The organism is Streptomyces sp. CB00316, from assembly GCF_001905595.1.
Taxonomy (GTDB): domain Bacteria; phylum Actinomycetota; class Actinomycetes; order Streptomycetales; family Streptomycetaceae; genus Streptomyces.
In genome coordinates this window covers 411,603-433,996 of sequence record NZ_LIXI01000006.1, presented here as the reverse complement: position 1 = coordinate 433,996, position 22,394 = coordinate 411,603, and the positions used below count along the sequence as shown (strand labels likewise).

General features: G+C 71.3%; 21 protein-coding genes and 1 pseudogene. 11 read left to right on the top strand and 11 right to left on the bottom strand.

The genetic code is table 11. The features are described from left to right. The first annotated feature begins 53 nt into the window (after positions 1-53). Positions 54-1,061: a porphobilinogen synthase gene (hemB, locus tag AMK21_RS20240; RefSeq protein WP_073879841.1), complete on the top strand. Its 1,008-nt coding sequence runs from the start codon at positions 54-56 to the stop codon at positions 1,059-1,061. A gap of 6 nt (positions 1,062-1,067) precedes the next feature. On the opposite strand, the gene AMK21_RS20235 is transcribed toward hemB, so the two are convergent. Continuing rightward, positions 1,068-1,544: a hypothetical protein gene (locus tag AMK21_RS20235; protein WP_073879839.1), complete on the bottom strand. Its 477-nt coding sequence runs from the start codon at positions 1,542-1,544 to the stop codon at positions 1,068-1,070. Between the two features lie 142 nt (positions 1,545-1,686). Then, positions 1,687-2,490: a DUF4253 domain-containing protein gene (locus tag AMK21_RS20230; RefSeq protein WP_073879837.1), complete on the bottom strand. Its 804-nt coding sequence runs from the start codon at positions 2,488-2,490 to the stop codon at positions 1,687-1,689. A gap of 101 nt (positions 2,491-2,591) precedes the next feature. On the opposite strand from AMK21_RS20230, the gene AMK21_RS20225 reads away from it, so the two are divergent. Together AMK21_RS20225 and AMK21_RS20220 are read left to right on the top strand one after the other, a co-directional pair. Next, positions 2,592-3,299, top strand: a complete 708-nt coding sequence (locus AMK21_RS20225; protein ID WP_073879835.1) for a DNA alkylation repair protein — start codon at positions 2,592-2,594, stop codon at positions 3,297-3,299. A gap of 94 nt (positions 3,300-3,393) precedes the next feature. Then, a complete protein-coding gene (locus AMK21_RS20220; RefSeq protein WP_073879833.1) occupies positions 3,394-3,972 on the top strand; it encodes a dihydrofolate reductase family protein in 579 nt (192 codons plus the stop codon). A gap of 75 nt (positions 3,973-4,047) precedes the next feature. On the opposite strand, the pseudogene AMK21_RS20215 reads toward AMK21_RS20220, so the two are convergent. Continuing rightward, positions 4,048-4,329, bottom strand: a pseudogene (locus AMK21_RS20215) (hypothetical protein); the annotation flags it as partial. 2 nt (positions 4,330-4,331) lie between these two features. Here AMK21_RS20215 and AMK21_RS36670 point away from each other — a divergent pair. The 3 genes from AMK21_RS36670 (at position 4,332) to AMK21_RS20205 (ending at position 6,539) form a co-directional block, all read left to right on the top strand. Then, entirely contained in the window at positions 4,332-4,571 is a 240-nt protein-coding gene (locus AMK21_RS36670; RefSeq protein WP_267893925.1) for a hypothetical protein, read from the top strand. A gap of 168 nt (positions 4,572-4,739) precedes the next feature. Next, on the top strand, positions 4,740-5,990 hold the full coding sequence (locus AMK21_RS20210; RefSeq protein ID WP_199863242.1) for a phospholipase D-like domain-containing protein: 1,251 nt from the start codon (positions 4,740-4,742) through the stop codon (positions 5,988-5,990). Positions 5,991-6,098: 108 nt separating this feature from the next. Beyond that, complete coding sequence (locus tag AMK21_RS20205) at positions 6,099-6,539, top strand: hypothetical protein (RefSeq protein ID WP_073879832.1); 441 nt, start codon at positions 6,099-6,101, stop codon at positions 6,537-6,539. Between the two features lie 82 nt (positions 6,540-6,621). On the opposite strand, the gene argS is transcribed toward AMK21_RS20205, so the two are convergent. Further along, positions 6,622-8,403 (bottom strand): arginine--tRNA ligase, encoded by a 1,782-nt coding sequence (gene argS, locus AMK21_RS20200; RefSeq protein ID WP_073879831.1) that lies wholly within the window; start codon positions 8,401-8,403, stop codon positions 6,622-6,624. A 137-nt stretch (positions 8,404-8,540) separates the two neighbouring features. Between argS and lysS the strand changes: the two genes are divergently transcribed. Further along, positions 8,541-10,304: a lysine--tRNA ligase gene (gene lysS, locus AMK21_RS20195; RefSeq protein ID WP_199863241.1), complete on the top strand. Its 1,764-nt coding sequence runs from the start codon at positions 8,541-8,543 to the stop codon at positions 10,302-10,304. Between the two features lie 97 nt (positions 10,305-10,401). Here lysS and AMK21_RS20190 read toward each other — a convergent pair whose 3' ends face one another. From AMK21_RS20190 to AMK21_RS20180, 3 genes are all read right to left on the bottom strand, one after another. Then, positions 10,402-11,844 (bottom strand): DUF2637 domain-containing protein, encoded by a 1,443-nt coding sequence (locus AMK21_RS20190; protein WP_073879829.1) that lies wholly within the window; start codon positions 11,842-11,844, stop codon positions 10,402-10,404. A 180-nt stretch (positions 11,845-12,024) separates the two neighbouring features. Further along, positions 12,025-12,846, bottom strand: a complete 822-nt coding sequence (locus AMK21_RS20185; protein WP_073879828.1) for a DUF3558 domain-containing protein — start codon at positions 12,844-12,846, stop codon at positions 12,025-12,027. A 131-nt stretch (positions 12,847-12,977) separates the two neighbouring features. Next, a complete protein-coding gene (locus tag AMK21_RS20180; protein WP_073879827.1) occupies positions 12,978-13,826 on the bottom strand; it encodes a DUF3558 domain-containing protein in 849 nt (282 codons plus the stop codon). 183 nt (positions 13,827-14,009) lie between these two features. Here AMK21_RS20180 and AMK21_RS20175 point away from each other — a divergent pair, with 183 nt between their 5' ends. Further along, positions 14,010-15,203 carry an RtcB family protein gene (locus AMK21_RS20175; protein ID WP_073879825.1) on the top strand — a complete coding sequence of 398 codons (1,194 nt, stop codon included), beginning with the start codon at positions 14,010-14,012 and terminating at the stop codon, positions 15,201-15,203. 48 nt (positions 15,204-15,251) lie between these two features. Here the strand turns inward: AMK21_RS20175 and AMK21_RS20170 are convergent, their stop codons facing one another. After that, a complete protein-coding gene (locus AMK21_RS20170) occupies positions 15,252-16,010 on the bottom strand; it encodes an SDR family NAD(P)-dependent oxidoreductase (protein ID WP_073879823.1) in 759 nt (252 codons plus the stop codon). 211 nt (positions 16,011-16,221) lie between these two features. Between AMK21_RS20170 and AMK21_RS20165 the strand changes: the two genes are divergently transcribed. Next, entirely contained in the window at positions 16,222-16,770 is a 549-nt protein-coding gene (locus AMK21_RS20165; RefSeq protein ID WP_073879821.1) for a hypothetical protein, read from the top strand. Positions 16,771-16,792: 22 nt separating this feature from the next. Here AMK21_RS20165 and AMK21_RS20160 read toward each other — a convergent pair whose 3' ends face one another. From AMK21_RS20160 to AMK21_RS20150, 3 genes are all read right to left on the bottom strand, one after another. Beyond that, positions 16,793-17,527 carry a Mut7-C RNAse domain-containing protein gene (locus AMK21_RS20160; protein ID WP_073879819.1) on the bottom strand — a complete coding sequence of 245 codons (735 nt, stop codon included), beginning with the start codon at positions 17,525-17,527 and terminating at the stop codon, positions 16,793-16,795. A gap of 198 nt (positions 17,528-17,725) precedes the next feature. Next, on the bottom strand, positions 17,726-19,198 hold the full coding sequence (locus tag AMK21_RS20155) for a DUF2252 domain-containing protein (protein ID WP_073879817.1): 1,473 nt from the start codon (positions 19,196-19,198) through the stop codon (positions 17,726-17,728). A 101-nt stretch (positions 19,199-19,299) separates the two neighbouring features. Further along, positions 19,300-19,737: a hypothetical protein gene (locus AMK21_RS20150; RefSeq protein WP_003968390.1), complete on the bottom strand. Its 438-nt coding sequence runs from the start codon at positions 19,735-19,737 to the stop codon at positions 19,300-19,302. 442 nt (positions 19,738-20,179) lie between these two features. On the opposite strand from AMK21_RS20150, the gene hemL reads away from it, so the two are divergent. Further along, positions 20,180-21,487, top strand: a complete 1,308-nt coding sequence (gene hemL / locus AMK21_RS20145; protein WP_199863240.1) for a glutamate-1-semialdehyde 2,1-aminomutase — start codon at positions 20,180-20,182, stop codon at positions 21,485-21,487. Beyond that, positions 21,484-22,194 (top strand): histidine phosphatase family protein, encoded by a 711-nt coding sequence (locus AMK21_RS20140; RefSeq protein WP_073879813.1) that lies wholly within the window; start codon positions 21,484-21,486, stop codon positions 22,192-22,194. The genes hemL and AMK21_RS20140 overlap by 4 nt, the downstream gene beginning before the upstream one ends. Positions 22,195-22,394: the final 200 nt, after the last annotated feature.

Below are 22,394 nucleotides of genomic sequence, written 5' to 3'. Positions count from 1 at the left end.
TCCCGGCGCGGGTGTCGGTAAGAGGGTGATGTGGGCGGGTCTATCGTCGAAGGATGACTGCGTACGGAAACTTCCCCGGCTCCCGCCCTCGGCGGCTGCGGACGACCCCGGCGATGCGGCGGATGGTCGCCGAGACTCGGCTCGACCCCGCGAACCTGATCCTCCCCGCGTTCGTACGGGAGGGCATCGACGTCCCGGTCGCCATCTCGGCCATGCCCGGCGTGCACCAGCACACCCTGGACACCCTGCGGAAGACGGCCGTCGAGGCGGTCTCGGCCGGAGTCTCGGGGATCATGCTCTTCGGGGTGCCGGAGGACGCGAAGAAGGACGCCCGGGGCACGGCGGGCACCGACCCCGACGGCATCCTCCAGCTCGGCCTGCGGGCGGTGCGCGAGGAGGTCGGGGACGAGCTCGTCGTCATGTCGGACCTGTGCCTGGACGAGTACACCGACCACGGCCACTGCGGGGTCCTGACGGATGACGGCCGCGTGGACAACGACGCGACCCTGGAGCGGTACGCGGAGATGGCCCAGGTCCAGGCGGACGCCGGGGCCCATGTGGTGGGCCCCAGCGGGATGATGGACGGCCAGGTCGGTGTCATCCGGGACGCCCTGGACCAGACCGGGTACGAGGACGTGTCGATCCTCGCCTACACCGCGAAGTACAGCTCCGCCTTCTACGGCCCCTTCCGCGAGGCCGTCGGCTCCTCGCTGACCGGCGACCGCAAGACCTACCAGCAGGACCCGGCCAACGCCCGGGAGTCGCTGCGGGAGCTGGCGCTGGACCTGGAGGAGGGCGCCGACATGGTCATGGTGAAGCCCGCCGGACCGTATCTGGACATCGTCGCCAAGGTCGCGGAGTCCGTGGACGTGCCGGTCGCGGCGTACCAGATCAGCGGCGAGTACGCGATGATCGAGGCCGCCGCCGAGAAGGGCTGGATCGACCGGGACAAGGCGATCCTGGAGAGCCTGACCGGTATCCGGCGGGCCGGGGCGCAGATGATCCTCACCTACTGGGCGACCGAGGTCGCCGGGTGGCTCGGCGGGCCGCGCAGGAACTGAGAGCTCTCAGGGCCCTCCGGCTCCGGTCTCCTGGAGTCGGTGGGACTCCTTGATGGAGAACCGGGCGCTGTCCCGTACGAGCGGGTCCTGGTCCGCCCGGGCGGTGGAGTCCAGGGCCATCGCGACGAGCGGGTCCGAGGTGTAGGGCGCGAGCGACATCGCCGCGTACTGGCGGACCAGGTCCTCCTCCGGTTCCCGCAGGGCGGTGAGCAGGGCGCGGCCCGCGCGGCGGCGGAGGTCGGGGTCGTCCGGGGGCCAGACCCGCAGGACGGTGGCGCTCTCCACGCGGGCGAGGTCGTACTCCTGCGCGTCGGCGACCACCGAGACGAGGAACGGCAACGCCTGTGCGTTGGCGTCCAGTTCGGTGATGATCTCGCGCTTGCGGTCACTGCCGGGGGGCAGTGCGCGGTACTCGGCTATCAGGCGTTCGGCGGCTTCGGCGGCTGCCGTGGCTGCCGTGGTCGGGGGGTGCGTGTCGTTCATGGGGGTGGACACTTTCTGTCAGGGCCAGTCGACCAGTGCCATGAATGCTACGAAAGCGACCACGGCGGTGTCGGATGCGGCGAGCGCCACCCCGCCTTCACCCTGCTGGGGTCCGACCCGCCGCCGACCCGGGCAGCCCGGGTCAGTCCCACCAGAACGACCACACCTCCTGGTCGAGCAGGTGCTTCTCCGCGTAGACGTCCAGGTCGTACGGCGGGGACTGGTCGATGTTGTCCGGGCAGAACGCGTAGTGCTCGGCGGCCAGCGCGCGGGCCTCCTCCGGGGTGGCCGGCGGGCGGCCCACGGAGACGATCATCGTGTCGAAACCGAGCACCACGACCCGGGCGTCGTAGCGGTCCTCCCAGGAGCGGAGCACCGCGCAGAGCCGGGCCACGTCGTTCTCGTGGTTCACCGGGCCGGACCAGCCGATCGCCGCCGGTATGTCCGCGCTGCGACGGGCCGGGACGAGGGCCATGCGGGTGCCGCCGAGCCAGCTGCCCTGGTCGGCCGTGATCACGCCCGCGAGGCCGGCGGCCGCCTCGTCCGGGTCCTCGCCGGCCTGCTCCGGCGTCGGGGCGAGGCCGGGCCAGGAGCCGGCGGAGCGCTCCGCGCCGACGCCGACCTCGTCGTCCGCGTACTCCCTCCAGTACCCCGCCAGCACCTCGTCGGCGTCGTGGTCGCCCGGATACGTCGTGGTGTCCGGGCACAGGTCCCACTCCTCGGGCCACTGGCCGCGCGCGCCCCCGTTGACCAGCACCGGCAACAGCCCCAGCCGTCGCCCGGCCGCCCGCAGGGCCGTCCAGTCACGGGGAGCGGCGGGCCCGTCCGCGTACCAGAGCAGCGGTTCGTGCCAGGGGCCGTCCGGTGTGGCGTCCACCAGGGAGCCGGGCGGGAGGTCCAGGCCTGAAGCGGCCAGGGAGGGCAGGGGGTTCGGAAGCGTCGCCATGGTGGTGACTGTAGGGGGCACCACTGACAGCCCCGGATGACCAGGAGCGGGCGGCCGTCCTCGGGCATAGGGTGAAACTTCCGGACGGACAGGAGGCCGCGATGACCGGGAGACCGACGGCGCAGGTCATGGCCGAGCTGGCGGATCTCGACGACCCGAAGATGCGCGCGGTCAACGAGAAGCACGGCGACGACCACGGCGTCCACCTCGGCAAGCTGCGCGCCCTCGCCAAGCGGCTGAAGACGCAGCAGGACCTCGCCCGCGAACTCTGGGCGACGGACGACACCGCGGCCCGGCTCCTGGCGATCCTCGTCTCGCGGCCGAAGGCCTACGGCCGCGGCGAGCTGGACATCATGCTGCGCGAGGCGCGCGCCCCCAAGGTGCACGACTGGCTCGTCAAGTACGTCGTGAAGAAGAGCCCGCACGCCGAGGAGCTGCGCCTCGCCTGGACCGAGGACCCCGACCCCGTGGTCGCGAGCGCCGGGTGGGCGCTGACGACCGAGCGGGTGGCGAAGAAGCCCGACGGACTCGACCTCGCCGGGCTGCTGGACACCGTGGAGGCGGAGATGAAGGACGCCCCGGACCGCCTCCAGTGGGCGATGAACCACTGCCTGGCCCAGATCGGCATCGAGCACCCCGGGCACCGCGCCCGCGCGGTCGCCATCGGTGAGCGCCTGGAGGTGCTCAAGGACCACCCGACCCCGCCGAACTGCACGTCGCCGTTCGCGCCGGCGTGGATCGCCGAGATGGTGCGTCGGCAGGAGGAGAAGCAGGCCGCGAAGCAGGGAGACCGCGTGACGTACGGGTGACGTCGCCTGACTCGGCTCCGTGGGAGGGCCGTCCGGCCGGTGCGCGCGTATCGTCGCGGTCGTCTGTTCCCGGCGACCTGATGTGGGTGGTTCCATGAACAAGATCGTCTCGTCCATCTCGGTCTCCCTCGACGGCTTCTTCGAGGGCCCCGACCGGGACATCGACTGGCACTCCGTCGACGAGGAGGTCCACCAGCACTTCAACGACTACCTCCGGACGGCGGGCGCGTTCGTCGAGGGGCGCGTCACCTACCAGCTGATGGAGGATTTCTGGCCGACCGCCGACCAGGACCCCGCCGGCGCCGGGCCGATGGCCGAATTCGCGGGCATCTGGCGGGACATGCCGAAGTACGTCTACTCCCGGACGCTGGAGAGCGTGGGGCCGGGGGCGACCCTGCTGCGCGAGGTGGACCGGGACGAGGTGTGCGCGGTGCGCGACGCGGCCGCCGGGGACCTGATCGTCGGCGGGGCGGACCTGGTGGAGACGTTCCGACGGCTGGACCTCGTGGACGAGTACCGCGTCTACATCCACCCCGTCCTCCTCGGCCGGGGCCGCCCCTTCTTCGGGGACGCGGCGGACCGGCAGGGGCTGCGGCTCCTGGAGAGCCGGGCGTTCGGCAACGGCGTGGTGCTCCTGCGGTACGAGACGGATCCGGCACCGGCCGATGCGTGATGCGTGAGGGAGCAGAGGCTGATGCGTGAACCGTACCTACGGTTCACGCATCAGCCTCTGTAGGGCGATCCGGCGTCAGTACATGAGGGCGTCCGCCAGGTCCGACTGCCAGTAGGTGACGAAGCCGTTGTCGTCCCAGGAGGTCTCGGCCGGGAGTTTGAGATTGGCGGGCGTGTCGTAGGTCGAGCCGTCGCGCTTGGCGAAGTGCGCGGACAGGTTCCGGCTCTTGTGGAGTTTGCTCTTGCCGGGCTCGCCGGTCAGGCCGATGTCCGCGTACGCCCGCTCGCCGGGCGCGAGCGTGACCACGGCCTGCGGCTTGCTGTCCTCCAGGATCGGGAAGACGGACTGAGCCCCTTCCTGTGCCGGAACCTGTTCCCGGCCGCTCCCCCTGGGCCCGGCTCTCGTGGCGTACGCGGGTGCTCCTCGCCGCCGTCGGGGTCGCGGCCCTCCTCGTGCCGGCCACCGTGGTCGCCGCCGATCTCGTCGCGGCGCGGGCCGAAGGCGGCGCGGGCGCTCCGGCCTCGTCCCCGTCCTCCGCCGGCCGTCACCATCTCCTCGTACGACTGGGACGAGCCCTGCGGGCGTATCTGGCGGGGTGAGCCGGCCGAGGGAGGGGAGAAGTCGAGGCCAGGTGGGCCCGAAGGGTGGAGCGGGGCTGAGCCCTGCCCGTACCGAGGAGTACAGTCTCCGACGCCCTGGCACGCCCGTCCCGGTGCGGCGACGCTCCGGACGGCGGGCGGCCCCACCCCCGTACCCCCAGGTGACCGATGTCCGGCATAGCCGAAGCCTCCGAACGAGCCGAACAGGATCCGCGCGAGCGTACGCAGAGCGGTGAGCAGGCGGAACTCGACCCGGACGTGTGCGAGAAGCGCTCCCTGCGGCTCAGACGCAGGCTGGAGCGGCTGATCGGGATCGCGGCCACCGAGGGGAACTCGCTGCTCCCGCTCCGCAACGGTGACCAGATCTTCGGCGCGATGCTGAAGGCGATCCGGTCCGCCGAGCACACCGTCGACATGATGACCTTCGTCTACTGGCGGGGTGACATCGCCCAGGAGTTCGCCGAGGCGCTCGCCGACCGGGCCCGGGCCGGCGTCCGGGTCCGGCTCATGCTCGACGGCTTCGGCTCCCGGCTGATCGAGAAGGGCCAGCTGGACATGATGGACGAGGCCGGGGTGATGGTCGCCTGGTTCAGGAAGCCGCTCTACCTCTCGCCGCTCAAGCAGAACCACCGCTGCCACCGCAAGGTCCTCATCACCGACGAGTCCACCGCGTTCACCGGCGGCGTCGGGATAGCCGAGGAGTGGTGCGGCGACGCGCGCAACGAGCACGAGTGGCGCGACACCCATGTGCAGGTCCGCGGCCCCGCCGTCGACGGGCTCGCCGCCGCCTTCGCGCAGAACTGGGCCGAGTGCCAGGAGGAACTCTTCGACGAGCGCGACCGGTTCGTGGCGAGCGGCCACCACGGTGACGCGGTCGTCCAGGTCGTCCGCGGCTCCTCCTCCTTCGGCTGGCAGGACATGCAGACCTTGATGCGGGTCGTCCTCGAATCCGCCGAGGAGCGCATCCGCCTCACCACCGCCTACTTCGCACCCGACGACTACTTCACCGGCCTGCTCTGCGCCGCCGCCCGGCGCGGGGTGGAGGTCGAGATCCTGCTGCCGGGCCCGCACACCGACAAGCGGGTCTGCCAGCTCGCCGGGCAGCGCCACTACGAGGAACTCACCGAGTGCGGGGTGAAGATCTACCAGTACCAGCCGACGATGATGCACACCAAGACCGTCACCATCGACCGGGTCGCCTCCCTCATCGGCTCCACCAACTTCAACCGGCGCTCCCTCGACCACGACGAGGAGGTCATGCTCGCGGTCATGGACCGCGACTTCACCGACGCGCTGGACGGCCACTTCGACGAGGACCGTGAGAAGAGCGTGCTGATCGAGCGGGGCCGGTGGAAGCGGCGCGATGTCCTCCAGCGGGTGCGGGAAGCGGCCGTCGTACCGATCCGCCGCTATCTCTGAGGACCTCCGGGGATCACCGGGGATCTTTGAGGCCGGATTCGCGCGTGTGCCCAGGGGCTGACCGGGCAGGCGTGGAGAGCAGCGTCCGTCTTGTGAAGGGAAGGGCCCATGAGCGTCTCAGCCGACACCTCACCGGCATCGGCAGCCGCGGTGATCACCGAGCCCCTGCCCGACCTCCAGCTCCAGCTGCTCATCCAGCTCCTGGACGAGGACCCGCGCGCCGGCCTGCCCCTCACCCTCACCCACCCCGGCGGCCTGCTGCACGGCGACGCGATCGGCCACGAGCAGTGGAAGGCCGAGTGGTCCAGGAGCCTGCGTCAGGTCGAGGGCGAGGGCGCCAACCTGCTGGCCGAGTTCCCCGAGACGGTCGACCAGGGCCTACGGGAGCTGCACGGCCAGGAGCAGGACGCGCGGACGGCCCGGCTGCCGCGGTGGATCCACCTGCGGGACGTGACGCTGCTCGGCGGCGCCATGAGCGCGGTCTCGCTGCCGCTGTGGCGCGGGCGGCTCGCGGACGTGTCGGGGTGGGCGCTGGGGCGCCCGCAGTGACGACCTCGTAGGAACGTACGCAGGTCGGCCCCGGCGCCTGTGAAGGTGCCGGGGCCGACCTGCGTACAGCAGCGGGGTGGGGTCAGAGCCGCTCGGGCGTCCTGATGCCCAGCAGCGCCATCCCCTGGTGCAGGGTCCGGGCGGTCAGCTCGACCAGGAAGAGCCGGTTCTCGACGACCTCGGGCGCGTTGTCCGGGCTGAGCACCTGGCACTGGTCGTAGAACGTGGTGAGGTGCGACGCCAGCTGGTAGAGGTACGCGGCCAGCTTGTGCGGCTCGTACCCCGACGCGACCTCGGAGAGCACCTCGCCGAACTGGTCCAGGTGCAGGCCGAGCGCGCGCTCGGCCGGGGCCAGCGCCAGCTCCGGGTGGGCGGCCGGGACCGCGTCGCCCGCCTTGCGCAGGATCGACCGGATCCGGGCGTACGCGTACTGGAGGTACACCGACGTGTCGCCGTGCAGCGACACCATCTGGTCCAGGTCGAACTTGTAGTCCCGCACGGCGGAGGTGGACAGGTCCGCGTACTTCACGGCGCCGACCCCGACGTACCGGCCGTTCTCCACGATCTCGTCCTCGCTCAGGCCCACCTTCCCGGCCTTCTCCCGCACGACCGCCGTGGCCCGGGAGACCGCCTCGTCGAGGAGGTCCTCCAGCCGCACGCTCTCGCCCTCACGGGTCTTGAACGGCTTGCCGTCCTTGCCGAGGACCGTGCCGAACGCGAGCTGCACGGCCTGCACGTCCTCGTTGAGCCAGCCCGCCCGGCGGGCCGTCTCGAAGACCATCTTGAAGTGCAGCGACTGCCGTGCGTCCACCACGTAGAGGAGGGTGTCGGCCTTGAGGTCCTGGACCCGGTTGCGGATCGCGGAGAGGTCGGTCGCCGCGTAGCCGTAGCCGCCGTTCGTCTTCTTCACGATGAGCGGGACCTTGTTGCCGTCCGGGCCCAGCACATCGTCGAAGAACACGCAGAGCGCGCCCTCGGAGCGGACGGCGACCCCCGTCTCCTCCAGGATGCGGCAGGTCTCCTCCAGCATGTCGTTGTAGCCGGACTCACCGACGATGTCGGGGTCGCGGATCTCCATGTCGAGCTTGTCGAAGACGGAGTGGAAGTAGATCTTCGACTCGTCGACGAAGCCCTGCCACAGCTCCAGCGTCCGAGGGTCCCCGGCCTGGAGGGCCACCACCCGGTCCCGCGAGCGCGCCTTGAACTCCTCGTCGGAGTCGAACAGCGCACGCGACGCCTTGTAGACCCGGTTCAGCGTCGACATCGCCGCCTCGCCGTCCGCCGCGTCGCCCTCGTGCTTCAGGGCGCCCGGGTGCTCGGTCAGATACTGGATGAGCATCCCGAACTGGGTGCCCCAGTCGCCGATGTGGTGGCGCCGGACCACGCTCTCGCCGGTGAACTCCAGGATCTTGACCATCGCGTCGCCGATGACCGCCGACCGCAGGTGGCCGACGTGCATCTCCTTGGCCACGTTCGGCTGGGCGTAGTCGATGACCGTGGTCCCGGCCGCCGCGTCAACCGGCACGCCGAGGCGGCCCTCGGGGTCGGCGGCCCGGGCGGCCAGCGTCTCGACGATCGCCCTGTCCGCGAGCGTGATGTTGAGGAAGCCGGGCCCGGAGACCTCGATGTCCTTGATCAGCTCACCCGCCGGAAGGGCGGCCGTGACCTGGCCGGCCAGCTCCCGCGGGTTGCCCTTGAGCTTCTTGGCGAGCGCCAGGATGCCGTTGGCCTGGAAGTCGGCCCGGTCGCTTCGGCGCAGCAGCGGGTCTGCGGTGCCGGCATCCGGCAGAGCTGCCGTCAGGGCGTCCGCCAGCAGCTGCTGGAGCGTGGAAGCGAGGGAAGGGACCGAGCCGTGCTCAGGCATGGGACGGGCTGCCGTTTCCGTAGGGGTACAAAGGGATCTCCCCAGTATCCCACGGGGCGTGAAGCCGTTTTCGCGCTACGGGGGGTAGCTGGGAGAATGGTCGGTAACCCACTGGGACCGACAGACGAGAGAAGGACGTGCCGACCGTGGCCGAGAGTCAGACCAGCACCGAGACCGACTGGGTCTCCCGCTTCGCGGACGATGTCATCGCCGAATCGGAGCGTCGTGCGCCTGGCAAACCGGTCGTCGTCGCCTCCGGCCTTTCCCCGTCGGGCCCGATCCACCTCGGCAACCTCCGCGAGGTCATGACCCCGCACCTGGTCGCCGACGAGATCCGCCGCCGCGGCCGCACCGTGCGCCACCTGATCTCCTGGGACGACTACGACCGCTACCGCAAGGTCCCGAACGGGGTCCCCGGGGTCGACGCGTCCTGGGCCGAGCACATCGGCAAGCCGCTGACCTCGGTGCCCGCCCCGGCCGGCTCCGCGTACGCGAACTGGGCCGAGCACTTCAAGGCCGCCATGACGGCGGCCCTGGACGAGCTGGGCGTCGAGTACGACGGGATCAGCCAGACGGAGCAGTACACCGCGGGGGCCTACCGCGAGCAGGTCCTGCACGCGATGAGGCACCGCGCCGACATCGACGCCGTACTTGACCGCTACCGGACGAAGAAGGACCCGGCGGCCGCCGCCAAGGCCGGTAGGAAGCCGCAGCAGCAGAAGAAGGTCGACGAGGCCGAGCTGGAGGCCGCCGAGGGCTCCGGCGCAGCCGACGAGGACGACGGCAGCGGCAACAGCGCCGGCTACTTCCCGTACAAGCCCTACTGCGGCAACTGCGAGAAGGACCTCACCGTCGTCACCTCCTACGACGACGACACCACCGAGCTGAACTACACCTGCTCGGGGTGCGGCTTCGCCGAAACGGTCCGGCTCAACGAGTTCAACCGCGGCAAGCTGGTGTGGAAGGTCGACTGGCCGATGCGCTGGGCGTACGAGGGTGTGGTCTTCGAGCCCAGCGGCGTCGACCACTCCTCGCCCGGCTCCTCCTTCGTCGTCGGCGGCCAGATCGTCCGCGAGGTCTTCGACGGCGTGCAGCCCATCGGGCCCATGTACGCCTTCGTCGGCATCTCCGGCATGGCCAAGATGTCCTCCAGCAAGGGCGGGGTCCCCACCCCGGCCGACGCGCTGAAGATCATGGAGGCGCCGCTGCTGCGCTGGCTCTACGCCCGCCGCAGGCCCAACCAGTCGTTCAAGATCGCCTTCGACCAGGAGATCCAGCGGCTGTACGACGAGTGGGACTCGCTGGGCCGCAAGGTCGCCGACGGCACGGTGCTGCCCGCCGACGCCGCCGCGTACTCGCGGGCCGTCCGCACGGCGGCCGGGGAGCTTCCCAGCACCCCGCGCCCGCTGCCGTACCGGACGCTGGCCTCGGTCGCCGACATCACCGCCGGCGCAGAGGACCAGACCCTGCGCATCCTCAGCGAGCTCGACCCGGAGAACCCGCTGACCTCGCTGGACGAGGCGCGCCCGCGCCTGGACCGGGCCGAGAACTGGATCACCACCCAGGTCCCGGCCGAGGCCCGCACCATCGTCCGCGACGAGCCCGACAAGGAGCTCCTGGGCTCCCTCGACGACCAGGGTCGCGAGTCGCTGCGCCTCCTCCTGGAGGGGCTGGACACGCACTGGTCGCTGGACGGGCTCACCACGCTCGTCTACGGCGTGCCGAAGGTGCTGGCCGGCTTGGAGCCGGACGCCAAGCCGACGCCCGAGCTGAAGGCCGCCCAGCGGTCCTTCTTCGCCCTGCTGTACCGGCTGCTCGTCAGCCGCGACACGGGGCCCCGCCTGCCCACGCTGCTGCTCGCGGTGGGGGCGGAGCGGGTGCGCCGGCTGCTGGGCGCGTAGCGCGGTACGTACGGGGCCGTCCGTACGGACAAGGGCCGCCGCCCGGGAACTCCTCCCGGGCGGCGGCCCTTTCGTCTTTCCGGCGGTGCGTTCCGGATCAGGCGCTCTGGTCGGCCGTGACCCGCTCCACGTACAGGTCCTTGAACTGCGGCATCAGCTGCTGGAGCAGCTCGGCCGAGCGCGGGTGGTGCACATTGCGCCGGTCGGCCAGGTGGATGTCGAGGGTCTCGATGTTCGGGTACTGGCCCTCCTGGTCCGTGTACGCGCTGAACTCCTCGTACGCGCGGTCGGCGAAGTCGTTGTCCTCCTGGGACCACTCCTCCAACTGCGGCGCGTCCTCGGGGCCGGGGGCGGGCACGGCGGGCGGCTCCTCATCGGCGGCCTGCTGCACGGGTTCCTGCCGCACGGCCTCCGGGGCCTCGCGGCGGGAGTGCGGGACGGCGCCGATCGTGCCGACGTTGCCGAGGGGGCGGGTGCGGCCGGGGCCCAGGGGGACGGCCGCGGGCGTGGGCTCCAGGCCTTCGGCGTGCTGCGGGTCGTACGCGCTCGCGTGCGGACCCTCGGGAAGCTTCTGGGCGGCGAACCAGGGGCTGTCGTGGGTGGGCGGGACCTGCGGGGTCTGCTCGGGGGGTTGGGCCTGCGCCTGGAGTTGCTGCTGAGGCTCCTGCTTCTGGAGCGACATCGGCTGTTGCTGTTGCTGTTGCTGCTGCGGGTGCTGCTGGGCCTGTTCCTGCTGTGGCGCCTGCTCCTCGCGCCCCTGCTCGTACCCGTGCTCCTGGCTCTGCTCCAGGTCCGGCACCCGCCGGGGCCCGTACGGCAGTTCGGCCTTCGGGGCGGGCGGCAGCAGGGCCGGCTCGATGCCGGCGGCGGCGAGCCCGGCCGGGGCGGTCTCGGCGAGCGGGACGCCGTACTTCGCCAGCCGCAGCGGCATCATCGACTCGACCGGCGCCTTGCGGCGCCAGTTGCGGCCGAACCGGGCCTGGAGGCGGGCCTGGTAGATCAGCCGCTCCTGTTCGAGCTTGATGACCTGCTCGTAACTGCGCAGCTCCCACAGCTTCATGCGCCGCCACAGCTTGAACGTCGGTATGGGGGAGAGCAGCCAGCGGGTGAGGCGCACGCCCTCCATGTGCTTGTCGGCCGTGATGTCCGCGATCCGGCCCACCGCGTGCCGGGCGGCCTCCACGGAGACGACGAACAGGACCGGGATCACCGCGTGCATCGCGGTGCCGAGCGGATCGGGCCAGGAGGCGGCGCCGTTGAACGCGATGGTCGCGGCGGTCAGCAGCCACGCCGTCTGGCGCAGCAGCGGGAACGGGATCCGCATCCACGTCAGCAGCAGGTCCAGGGCGAGCAGGACACAGATGCCCGCGTCGATGCCGATGGGGAAGACCAGGGAGAACCGGCCGAACCCCTTGGCCTCGGCCAGCTCGCGCACGGCCGCGTAGGAGCCCGCGAACCCGATCGCGGCGATGACCACCGCACCGGCGACGACGATCCCGATGAGTATCCGGTGTGTGCGTGTCAGCGGTATGGCGGCCACCGGCGCTCCCCTCCCCGACTTCTTCTCTCCGTCCGGCATCCACGTCCGGCGCTGGCACAGCCTGGCACACGTGTGCGAGTCGCGTTGCGCGGGGAGGGGCGGAGCCCGGCCCTCGGCGGAGGACCGGGCTCCGGAAAACACTGTGCGGCCTGGGAGTTCGGGGCTCCGGGCCGGCTCAGGTCACGACTTGGGCGTGGCCTCCGACGCGGCCTTCTCGTCGCCCTTCTTGTCGTCCTTCTCGGCCTCCCCGGCCGGCGGTGTGGCCTCCGCGCTGCCGGAACCGGCGGTGGCGTCGACCTTGCCGACCGCTTCCTTCGCCGCCTTCTGGGCGCCCTTGAGGATGTCGGCGGCGGAGGGGGTCTTCGACCCCGCGTAGCCCGCGCCGTTGTACGTCAGGGTGACGACGACATTGCCCGTACGCGCCACGACCGTGGCGTACTCGAAGTCCTCGTCCGTCTTGTTGAGCTTGTACGTGATCGCCGTGGCCTCGTCGCCGATGCCGGTGGCGGCGGCCGCGGCGACCTTCTGCGCGCCCTCGCTCGCCTTCTCCTTGGCCACCTGCTTCGTGTAGTCCTCGGTGGCGCGCGCGGCGCCGCTGCCCAGCGACTGGTCCGAGTCGAAGCGTGTGAAGGCGACGGACAGCCAGCGGTACTGGGAGCCGTTGACGCCCTTGTCGTCCAGCCCGTTCCACGAGCAGCTGCCGCGCACCGAGAGGTCGCTGGAGCGGCCGGCGGTGCCGCCCTTCTTCTTGGCTTCGGGCACCAGGTCCTTGACTGTCTTCTTCTCGATCGAGGTGCAGGCGTCGGGCAGGTCGGTGAACTTCGCCGGCTCGACCGCGGGCTTCGTCGGCTCGGCCCCGGCGGCGTCGGACGACGAGGAGGAGGAGCCCGTGGCCTTCTTGGCGTCGGAGCCGGAGTCCGACGAGCAGCCGACGGCTACGAGCATCACCGGAACGGCGGCGCAGGCGAGTATGCGGGACAGTCGCGGAGCTGATCGGTGCATGGTTCCTTCACTCGGACGGCACGGAGGTCTCGTTCGTGGTGCCACGTTACGACGGGCGGCGCCCCCGCGGCGCCCTCGTCACGGACCCGGACGGCCCGCGGACCGGCCGCCCGCAGGCCCCGGGGCCTGCCCTACTCGCTGATCGCCTCGGCCAGCTTCCGGGCCAGTGCCTGGGCCTTGTCCTGCAGTTCCTTGCTGTCGGGCACCTTGGTGACGAGGGTCGGCTGCTCGCCGTACCGGACGGTGACGATCACATTAGATGTGCGGAATACCACGCTCACCGTGCGGTGCTGTGCGGTGGAACCTGCCCGGGTGAGGAGATCGTCCAGAAAAGCGGCATCTCCGAGCCCGTCGACCACCCGCGGCCGCAGGTCCTCGTCGTCGCCCGGCGTCCCCGGGGTGCCGGAGGAGGCGCCGTCGGAGCCGGAGGGCATGGGATCCTCCGCGCCCTTGCCGTCACCGGGCTTCCCCGTCGCCTTCTCCTGCCCCTTCCCCTCCGCCTGCGTGGTCTTCGGCGCGCCCTTCTCCGGGGCCGTGCCGGGCGCGGTGCTCCCCGGCAGCTCGGCCGCGTTCTCCTTCTTCACGTACAGGGCGCGGGCGCGGTCGTCGTCGCTCACGAGGGGGTCGTACGAAACGACACGTTCGAAGTCGATCGAGAGGTTCCGGGAGGAGTCCGGGGCGTCGGCCTTCCAGCTGCAGCCGACCTTGCGGTCGGTGTCGTACGTGATGGTCGGCGACCCCCGCAACGCCTTCTCCTGCGACTGCCGGGGCAGCTCCGCGACGCCCGGGAGCAGGTCCTTGAGCGTGGAGGCCGGTACGGCGCGGCAGGGCGCGGGCAGGGTCCTGTACTTGCCCGGAGGCGCGGTGGTGACGGTGGGGCCGCCCGGCTTGCTGTCGGCGTCGGTGGCGCTGCCGTCGGAGCCGGCACTGCAGCCGACGGCGAGCGCTGCGAGGAGCGCGACGCCGGGTACGTACGCCATGTGTCGCACCGTCCCAGGCTCCCTTCGGTACGGAAAACATGTTGCCGCTCGGAGGCGGCCGATGGACACAATGTGTATCGCACGCGCCGCTGTGAATGCCGGTCGGCCGACTTGTTTGCCGACCTTGGGCCCGGTTTTGCGCTTTCAGTCTTTTCGGGGGAATCTCGGGGGAATCGAGGAGCTATGTCGTACGTAGAGGTGCCGGGGGCGAAGGTCCCCATCCGTATGTGGGCCGATCCCGCGTCGGTCGAGGACGTGGCGATGCAGCAGCTGCGGAACGTGTCCACGCTGCCCTGGATCAGGGGTCTCGCCGTCATGCCGGACGTCCACTTCGGCAAGGGGGCCACGGTCGGTTCGGTGATCGCGATGCAGGGTGCGGTCTGCCCGGCCGCGGTGGGGGTCGACATCGGCTGCGGGATGTCCGCGGTCAGGACGTCCCTGACGGCGAACGATCTTCCCGGCGACCTGTCACGGCTGCGCTCCAGGATCGAACAGGCCATTCCGGTGGGCCGCGGGATGCACGACGGCGCGGTGGACCCGGGGAGGCTGCACGGGTTCCCGACGTCCGGGTGGGACGACTTCTGGGGGCGGTTCGACGGGATCGCCGAAGCGGTCAAGTTCCGTCAGGAACGTGCCACGAAGCAGATGGGAACGCTCGGATCGGGCAACCACATGATCGAGTTCTGCCTGGACGGTGACGGGAGCGTGTGGCTGATGCTGCACTCCGGCTCCCGGAACATCGGCAAGGAGCTGGCCGAGCACCACATCGGGATCGCGCAGAAGCTGCCGCACAACCAGGGCATCGTCGACCGGGACCTGGCGGTGTTCATCTCGGACACCCCGCAGATGGCCGCCTACCGGAACGATCTGTACTGGGCGCAGGAGTATGCCAAGTACAACCGCGCGATCATGATGGCGCTCTTCAAGGACGTGGTCCGCAAGGAGTTCAAGAAGGCGAAGCCGGTCTTCGAGCAGGAGATCTCCTGTCACCACAACTACGTGGCGGAGGAGCGGTACGACGGGGCGGATCTGCTGGTCACCCGCAAGGGAGCGATCCGCGCGGGCTCCGGTGAGTACGGGATCATCCCCGGCTCGATGGGCACCAGCTCGTACATCGTGAAGGGTCTCGGCAACGAGAAGGCGTTCAACTCGGCCTCCCACGGGGCCGGTCGCCGGATGAGCCGGAACGCGGCCAAGCGGCGCTTCACGGTGCGCGACCTGGAGGAGCAGACGCGCGGTGTGGAGTGCCGCAAGGACTCCGGCGTCCTGGACGAGATCCCGGCCGCGTACAAGCCGATCGAGCAGGTCATGGAGCAGCAGCGCGACCTGGTCGAGGTCGTCGCGAAGCTCAAGCAGGTGGTGTGTGTGAAGGGCTGAGGCCCCTTTGCCCCAGCCGCCTCACCACCGCCCGGTCCACCGCATCCGCTACAGGGTGCGGTGGACCTTCGTGTTGGAGGCCTGGGCGCGGGGGCGGACCACCAGGAGGTCGATGTTGACGTGGCTGGGGCGGGTGACGGCCCAGCCGATGGTGTCGGCCACGTCCTCGGCGGTGAGGGGGGCGTCCACGCCCGCGTAGACCTTGGCGGCCTTCTCGGTGTCGCCGCGGAAGCGGGTGGTGGCGAACTCGTCGGTCTTGACCATGCCGGGGGCCACCTCGATGACGCGGACCGGGGTGCCGACGATCTCCAGGCGCAGGGTCTCGGCGAGGACGTGTTCGCCGTGCTTGGCGGCCACGTAGCCGCCGCCGCCCTCGTAGGAGGAGAGGGCGGCGGTGGAGGAGAGGATCACGATGGTGCCGTCGCCGCTCGCGGTGAGGGCGGGGAGCAGGGCCTGGGTGACGTTGAGGGTGCCGATCACGTTCGTCTCGTACATCTGGCGCCAGTCGGCGGGGTCGCCGGTCGCCACCGGGTCGGCGCCCAGTGCGCCGCCCGCGTTGTTGACGAGGAGGGCCAGGGAGCGGAAGGCGGTGGCGAACTCGTCGACGGCCGTGCGGTCGGTCACGTCCAGGGCGTAGGCCGTCGCCTCGTGGCCGGCCTCGGTGATCTCGGCGGCGAGCGCCTCGATCCGGTCCTTGCGGCGCGCGGTGAGCACGACCCGGAATCCGGCGGCGGCCAGTGTGCGGGCGGTCGCGGCGCCGATGCCGCTGCTCGCGCCGGTGACGACGGCGATGGGGGTGGCGGTCATGGCGATCTCCTCGGGCAGTTGATCGGTAACGGGGAAAGGATAGGCAGCCGTTGCCCGCCCGGTCCGGGTGTCCCGGGTTCGCGATACGTGACCTACATGACCCGCGTGGGCTGTGCGGGTGGGTAAGAGCGCGTCGAGTTCGCCCTTTCATCGGGTTATCGGGTTGTATCCGTATCTTTCAGGCATGGGACTGACGCGTAGAGGACTGCTGATGCCGCTGTCCGCCGCCGCGGCGATGGCGGCGACGACCGTACTGGTGGCGGGCGGGGCGGCCGCTTCGGGCACCACGGCCGCCGGGGCGGGCGCCGCCGCGGTGCCTGCCGATGTGGAGCCCGTTGATGTGGCGCCTGCTCTTGGAGCTACCGCCGCCCCCGCGCCCCGGGCGGACCTCTCCCATCACGGGTACGTCACCCTCTGGGGGGACCGCATCGCGATCCGGATCCGGAGCGAGAACCGGGGGCCCTCCGATGTGACCGCCTCGACCGTACGGCTGCGCTTCTCCGCGCCGCTCGCCGCGAGCCAGGAGTTGCCGTACGGCTGCCTCCGGGCCGGCAAGGCGACCGTGCTCTGCGAGACGGGCGGGCTGCGCTCCGCCGGCGGGGCCCGGCAGACCGCGCTCGACCTGACGCTGACCGGCAGCCCCGATGAGGTCGTCGTACGGCTGGACACCGTCTGGAGCGGCGGGGCGCGGGACACGGACCGCGAGAACGACGTGCACGAGGTGCTCGCGCCCGCCACGGGGGACGCGTACGCCTTCTGAGCCGGACCGGTGGGGCCCGCCGCTACGCCGCCGCGCCCCCGAACTCCCGTACCGCGTCGGCCACGATCGTCTCCAGGTGCCCGTGGTGCGCGCCCCGCCAGTACACCCGGGCGCACTCCGTGCACTGCGCGAACACGTCGTACGCCTGCTGGGTGCCGTGCTCCAGCAGATCGCTCACCGCGTCCTTGTGCGCCACCGCCAGCGTGCCGTTGCAGGCGGTGCAGCGGGTCCACGGGGCGAGGGCCGGGGCGAAGCGGCCGAGGATGTCGCGGAGCTGCTCCTGAGGGCGGTCGCTGTAGACGTACGCCCCCGCCCAGATCTCCCGGCGGCGCAGCAGCCCGCGGTCCCGGGAGAGCAGGACGCGTCGCTCCCGCGCGGAGAGGGCGGCGAGCGCGGGGTCGCCGATGTCCTCGCTCTCGTACGCCGCGTCCACGCCGAGCAGCCGCAACCTGCGGGCCAGCGTGCCGAGATGGACGTCGAGGAGGAAGCGCAGGGGTGCGCCGGGGACCTGCTGGGGGCGCTCGACGGCCCGTACCTCGATGTGTTCGTCCGGTCCCGGGACGTGGGAGCGGGCCACCGGGGCACCGTTCGCCAGGAGCGCCCCGGCCTCGGTGAGCGGGACGCCGAGGGACTCGATGACATGGCCGAGGGTGGAGGCGCCGTCGGTGGTGAGCGGCGTGGCGCCCTGGCGTCGGTCGTGCGGGACGAAGAGCCGCAGCTCAGGGGCTACTTCGAGGGTGATCTCGGGTCCGTTCACCCGGTCAGGATGCCACCGGGGCGGGGTGGGCTGCCAGGGAATTGGGTGGCTACGGAGGTGGCGCGGCGTACGCCGTCGGGGGCACGCCCCCGTCGCGGTGAAGCCCCTGGGATCACCCACTTCGGGCCCACCCCGACGTACGCGGAGAAGAGCCGTTGCAGCGAGTGTGGGGTCGGCTGAAGATCGGACTTCAGCCATTCATTTGGCGCGATCCGACCGGATAGGTGCAGGTGGGTGCGGTCCGGCGGACGGCTCCGCCGCGGGCAGCCGACCTGTGCGTACGGCGTCGACGAGGGCCCGGTGGTCGCGCTCGTTCTGGTCGGCGTACGCCTCCGCGAAGGCGGCGAGCGCGCGGTCGAAGGTGTCGCCGCCACCCAGGTACGCGGCGATCGCGATGCGGTCGCCGGACCGTGCGTGGGCGCGGGCCAGTGTGGCCCCGCACAGTTCGCCGAACGCCCGCATGTCCTTGGGCCGCATCCTCTCCGGCATGGCGATGCCCTTCCAGTCCCGCAACTGGCGGACGTAGAAGTCGCGCTGCCTGCCGTCGATGCCGTCCACCCGTTCCCAGCCGAGGAAGATGTCGCTCGTCGCCTGCATCAGCCGCTGGCCCGAGACCACCCGCTCGCCCTGGTTGCGGTACCGGCTCGGGCCGGTGTGCGCGGCGAGTACCGAGGTGTCGGCCTCCTTGGCCTGGAGGAGGAGCGGGTCCCGGTCGTCCCGGCCGAGGAGGAGGAAGATCCAGCACCGGGTGCCGACGCTGCCCACGCCGACGACCTTGCGGGCGACGTCGGCCAGGCGGTAGTCCGCCAGGAGGGTGCGCCGGTCGGAGGCGAGGGTGCGTCCGTACCGCTGGAGCAGATCACGGAATCGGTCCTCCAGGGCGCTGCGTTCGAGGTCGGGAAGCAGGTCGGCGGCCGGGACGAGCAGGGGCGGGTCGGGGGAGATCCTGGGACGGCCGTCGACCGTCCGGGTGAGCTTGTCGAAGGCCTGGAGGCTGTCGCGGGTACGGGCCTTCGCCATCGCGCGGACCAGGTTCCGGCGGCCGTGACGCGTGCCGTGGCGCCCGGCGGCCAGGGACTCCAGGAGGTCCGCGTCGATCTTCGCGTACCAGACGCCGAGGTTGCCCGTCTCCGCGAAGCGGATCATCGCCGTGCGGTACGAGCGGACCGTGGCGCGCACGACGCGGGCGCGCTCGGCGTCGTCGAAGCCGTTGGCCCGGCCCGCGATGACGAGGCTCGCCGAGAGCCGTTTGACGTCCCACTCCCAGGGCCCCGGCAGGGTCTCGTCGAAGTCGTTGATGTCGAACATCAGCTGCCTCTCCGGCGAGGCGAGCAGGCGGAAGTTCAGCAGGTGGGCGTCGCCGCAGAGCTGGGCCGTGATCCCCGAGACCGGGCTGCCGGCCAGGTCGGACGCCATGATCGCGGCGGCCCCCCGGTAGAAGCGGAACGGGGACTCCGTCATCCGGCTGTAGCGGATCGGTACGAGCTCGGGCACCCGGGCAGCGGACTGTGCCTCCAGGACCGCCAGCGGGTCGGGGCGGCCGGGGGACGGCTCGTACACGGCGTGGCCCGACCGCGGTGAGCGGCGCCGTGCCTCCTTGCCGAGCGCCGCACGCTCCTCGGGCGTGAGGCGGGGCGCGGCCCGCATGGCGGTGGTGGTGTCGTGGGACATGGGCGGCCCTCCTGCCTGGTCCCACCGTAGAACCGGCCGGGAACTCGCGCAGGGCGCGCCGACCCCGGTTCAGACCGGACCAAGCAGTACGCGAACCCGGCTCAGGGCCAGACCAGGCAGTACGCCTGGTGCCCCGCGTCATGCAGCCGGTGGGAGAAGTCCTGCCATTCGTGGAGCAGCTGGTAGACGTTGAAGGCGTCGCGCGGGCCGCCGCGGTCGGGGACCGTGGACCAGATGAAGGCCGCCGCGCCGACGGATTCCTCGCCGACGCCGCGCAGGGGGTCGACGACGGTCATGGGGAGCTTGACCACCGCGTAGTCGGGGTGGAGGACGACCAGTTCCAGCGGGGGAACCTTGTGCAGGGGTATGCCCTGGATGCCGGTCAGCACCATGGCGGCCACCGTCTCCGGCTTGATCTTGGTGAACATGCCGCCCATGCCCAGCTCGTCGCCGCCCAGTTCCTCCGGGCGCATCGAAATGGGCACGCGTGCGGCGGTCGCCCCGTCCGGGGCGCCGAAGTACTTGTAGGTCACCCCCATCCCGCCACTGCTCCTGATCCCGGGGGGCGGTGTGCTCTCCGCGCCCCTGCCCTGGGCGCGCTCGGCCCTTCGCCGGTGCCGCCCTCGCCGGGCAGGCTCGGGCCCCAGGTCGTCGGTCCCTTCGCCCACTCCGCCACCGCGATGCATATCTCATCCACCCGACTACTTCTTAGGAGACACAGCCCCCGCCGCGCAACCCGATCATCGTGTCAGTGACCTCCCCCGCGGGCGTGCGGTGAAACACCTGTCCGCAAGACCGTCCGTGCCTCTGACACCATGGCATGTGTGAGCTTTCCCTATGTCGCCCCAGTTTCGCAGACGTGAGGGTGCCGACGCTCTTTCGTGATACGAGGGGAGCGCGCTCCCTGCTCACCGGTGGCCGGGATTACCTTGGATTCTCCGGCCCGGCCTCCCGATACCCGAATCGCAGATCAGGACCAAAGTGGCGTATTCATACGAAGCCCCAGTTTCGCAGTCGTTGTTCGACCGGGCGTCCGTCGTGACGCCCGGCGGCGTGAACTCACCCGTGCGTGCATTCCGGGCCGTGGGCGGTACGCCCCGGTTCATGGTGTCCGGCACCGGCCCGTACCTCACCGACGCCGACGGCCGCGAGTACGTCGACCTCGTCTGCTCGTGGGGGCCGATGATTCTCGGCCACTCCCACCCCGAGGTCATCGCCGCCGTCCAGGATGCGGTCTCCCGGGGCACCTCCTTCGGTACGCCGGGTGAGGGCGAGGTCGCGCTGGCCGAGGAGATCGTGGCGCGGATCGAACCGGTCGAGCAGGTCCGCCTGGTCTCCTCCGGCACGGAGGCGACGATGTCGGCGATCCGGCTGGCCCGCGGCTTCACCGGCCGGGCCAAGGTCGTGAAGTTCGCCGGCTGCTACCACGGTCACGTGGACGCCCTGCTCGCCGCCGCGGGCTCGGGCCTCGCCACCTTCGGCCTGCCCGACACGCCCGGTGTCACGGGCGCCACGGCCGGGGACACCGTCGTGCTGCCGTACAACGACCTGGAGGCCGTGCGGGCCGCCTTCGCCGCGCACCCCGGCGAGATCGCCTGCGTGATCACCGAGGCATCGCCCGGCAACATGGGCGTCGTCCCGCCCGCCGAGGGCTTCAACGCCGGGCTCAAGGAGCTGTGCGCGGCGGACGGCGCCCTGTACATCTCCGACGAGGTGATGACGGGCTTCCGTACGTCGAAGTCCGGCTGGTACGGCATCGACGGCGTCCGCCCCGACCTGATGACCTTCGGCAAGGTCATGGGCGGCGGCTTCCCCGCCGCGGCCTTCGGCGGCCGCGCCGACGTGATGGCGCACCTCGCCCCGGCCGGCCCGGTCTACCAGGCGGGCACCCTCTCGGGGAACCCGGTCGCCACCGCAGCCGGCCTCGCGCAGCTGCGGCTGCTCGACGACGCGGCGTACGCGAAGATCGACGCGGTCTCCGCCGAACTGCGCTCCCTGGTGGGTGACGCGTTCACCAAGGAGGGCGTCGCGCACACCGTCTCCTCGGCGAGCAACATGTTCTCGGTCTTCTTCACCGACCGGCCGGTGCGGAACTACGACGACGCCAAGAAGCAGGAGGCTTTCCGCTTCACCGCCTTCTTCCACTCGATGCTGGAGCAGGGCGTCTACCTGCCGCCCTCCGCCTTCGAGTCCTGGTTCGTCTCCACCGCCCACGACGAGCGGGCGATCGAGCGGATCGCCGCCGCCCTGCCCGCCGCCGCCCGTGCCGCATCGGAGGCCACCGCATGAGCGCCGAGAACGGAGGCGCCGGGAACGGAAGCCGCAAGGACATCACCGTGGTGCACCTGATGCGCCACGGCGAGGTGCACAACCCGGACGGTGTGCTGTACGGGCGTCGCGCCGGGTTCAGCCTCTCCGAGCTGGGCCGGCAGATGGCCGACCGGGTCGCCGAGCACCTGGAGAAGCGCGACATCGCCCATGTCGTCGCCTCGCCGCTGGAGCGCGCCCAGGAGACGGCCGCGCCCATCGCCAAGTCGCACAGCCTGGCCGTGGCCACCGACGAGCGGCTCATCGAGGCCGCCAACGTCTTCGAGGGCAAGACCTTCGGCGTCGGCGACGGGGCGCTGCGGAAGCCGGAGAACTGGAAGCACCTCACCAACCCGTTCAAGCCGTCCTGGGGTGAGCCGTACATCGAGCAGGTCGTCCGCATGATGAGCGCGCTGGACGCGGCCAAGGACGCGGCGCGCGGGCATGAGGCGGTCTGCGTCAGCCACCAGCTGCCGATCTGGATCGTCCGCTCGTTCGTCGAGCGCCGCCGGCTCTGGCACGACCCGCGCAAGCGCCAGTGCACGCTGGCCTCGCTGACCAGCTTCACCTACCAGGGTGACCGGATCGTCTCGGTGGGCTACTCGGAGCCGGCCCGGGACCTGGTGCCCGCGCACCTGCTGGCCGGGGCGAAGCCGGTGAAGGGGAAGTCGAAGGCCTTCGGCGCGTAGCTCGCCCCACGCGCCGCGATCGCGTCCGCCCCACGCGCCGCGAACATCGCGTTTCCCACGCGCCATGAACACACGGGACCGACCGCCACTGCGGTCGGTCCCGTTCTTCGTCAGGGGGCCGTCGCCCCCCTGGTGGAGCTGGTGGGCACCGGCCTTGACGTGAACGCGGCAGACTCGCAGGGTGGGACGGGCCCGGCCGG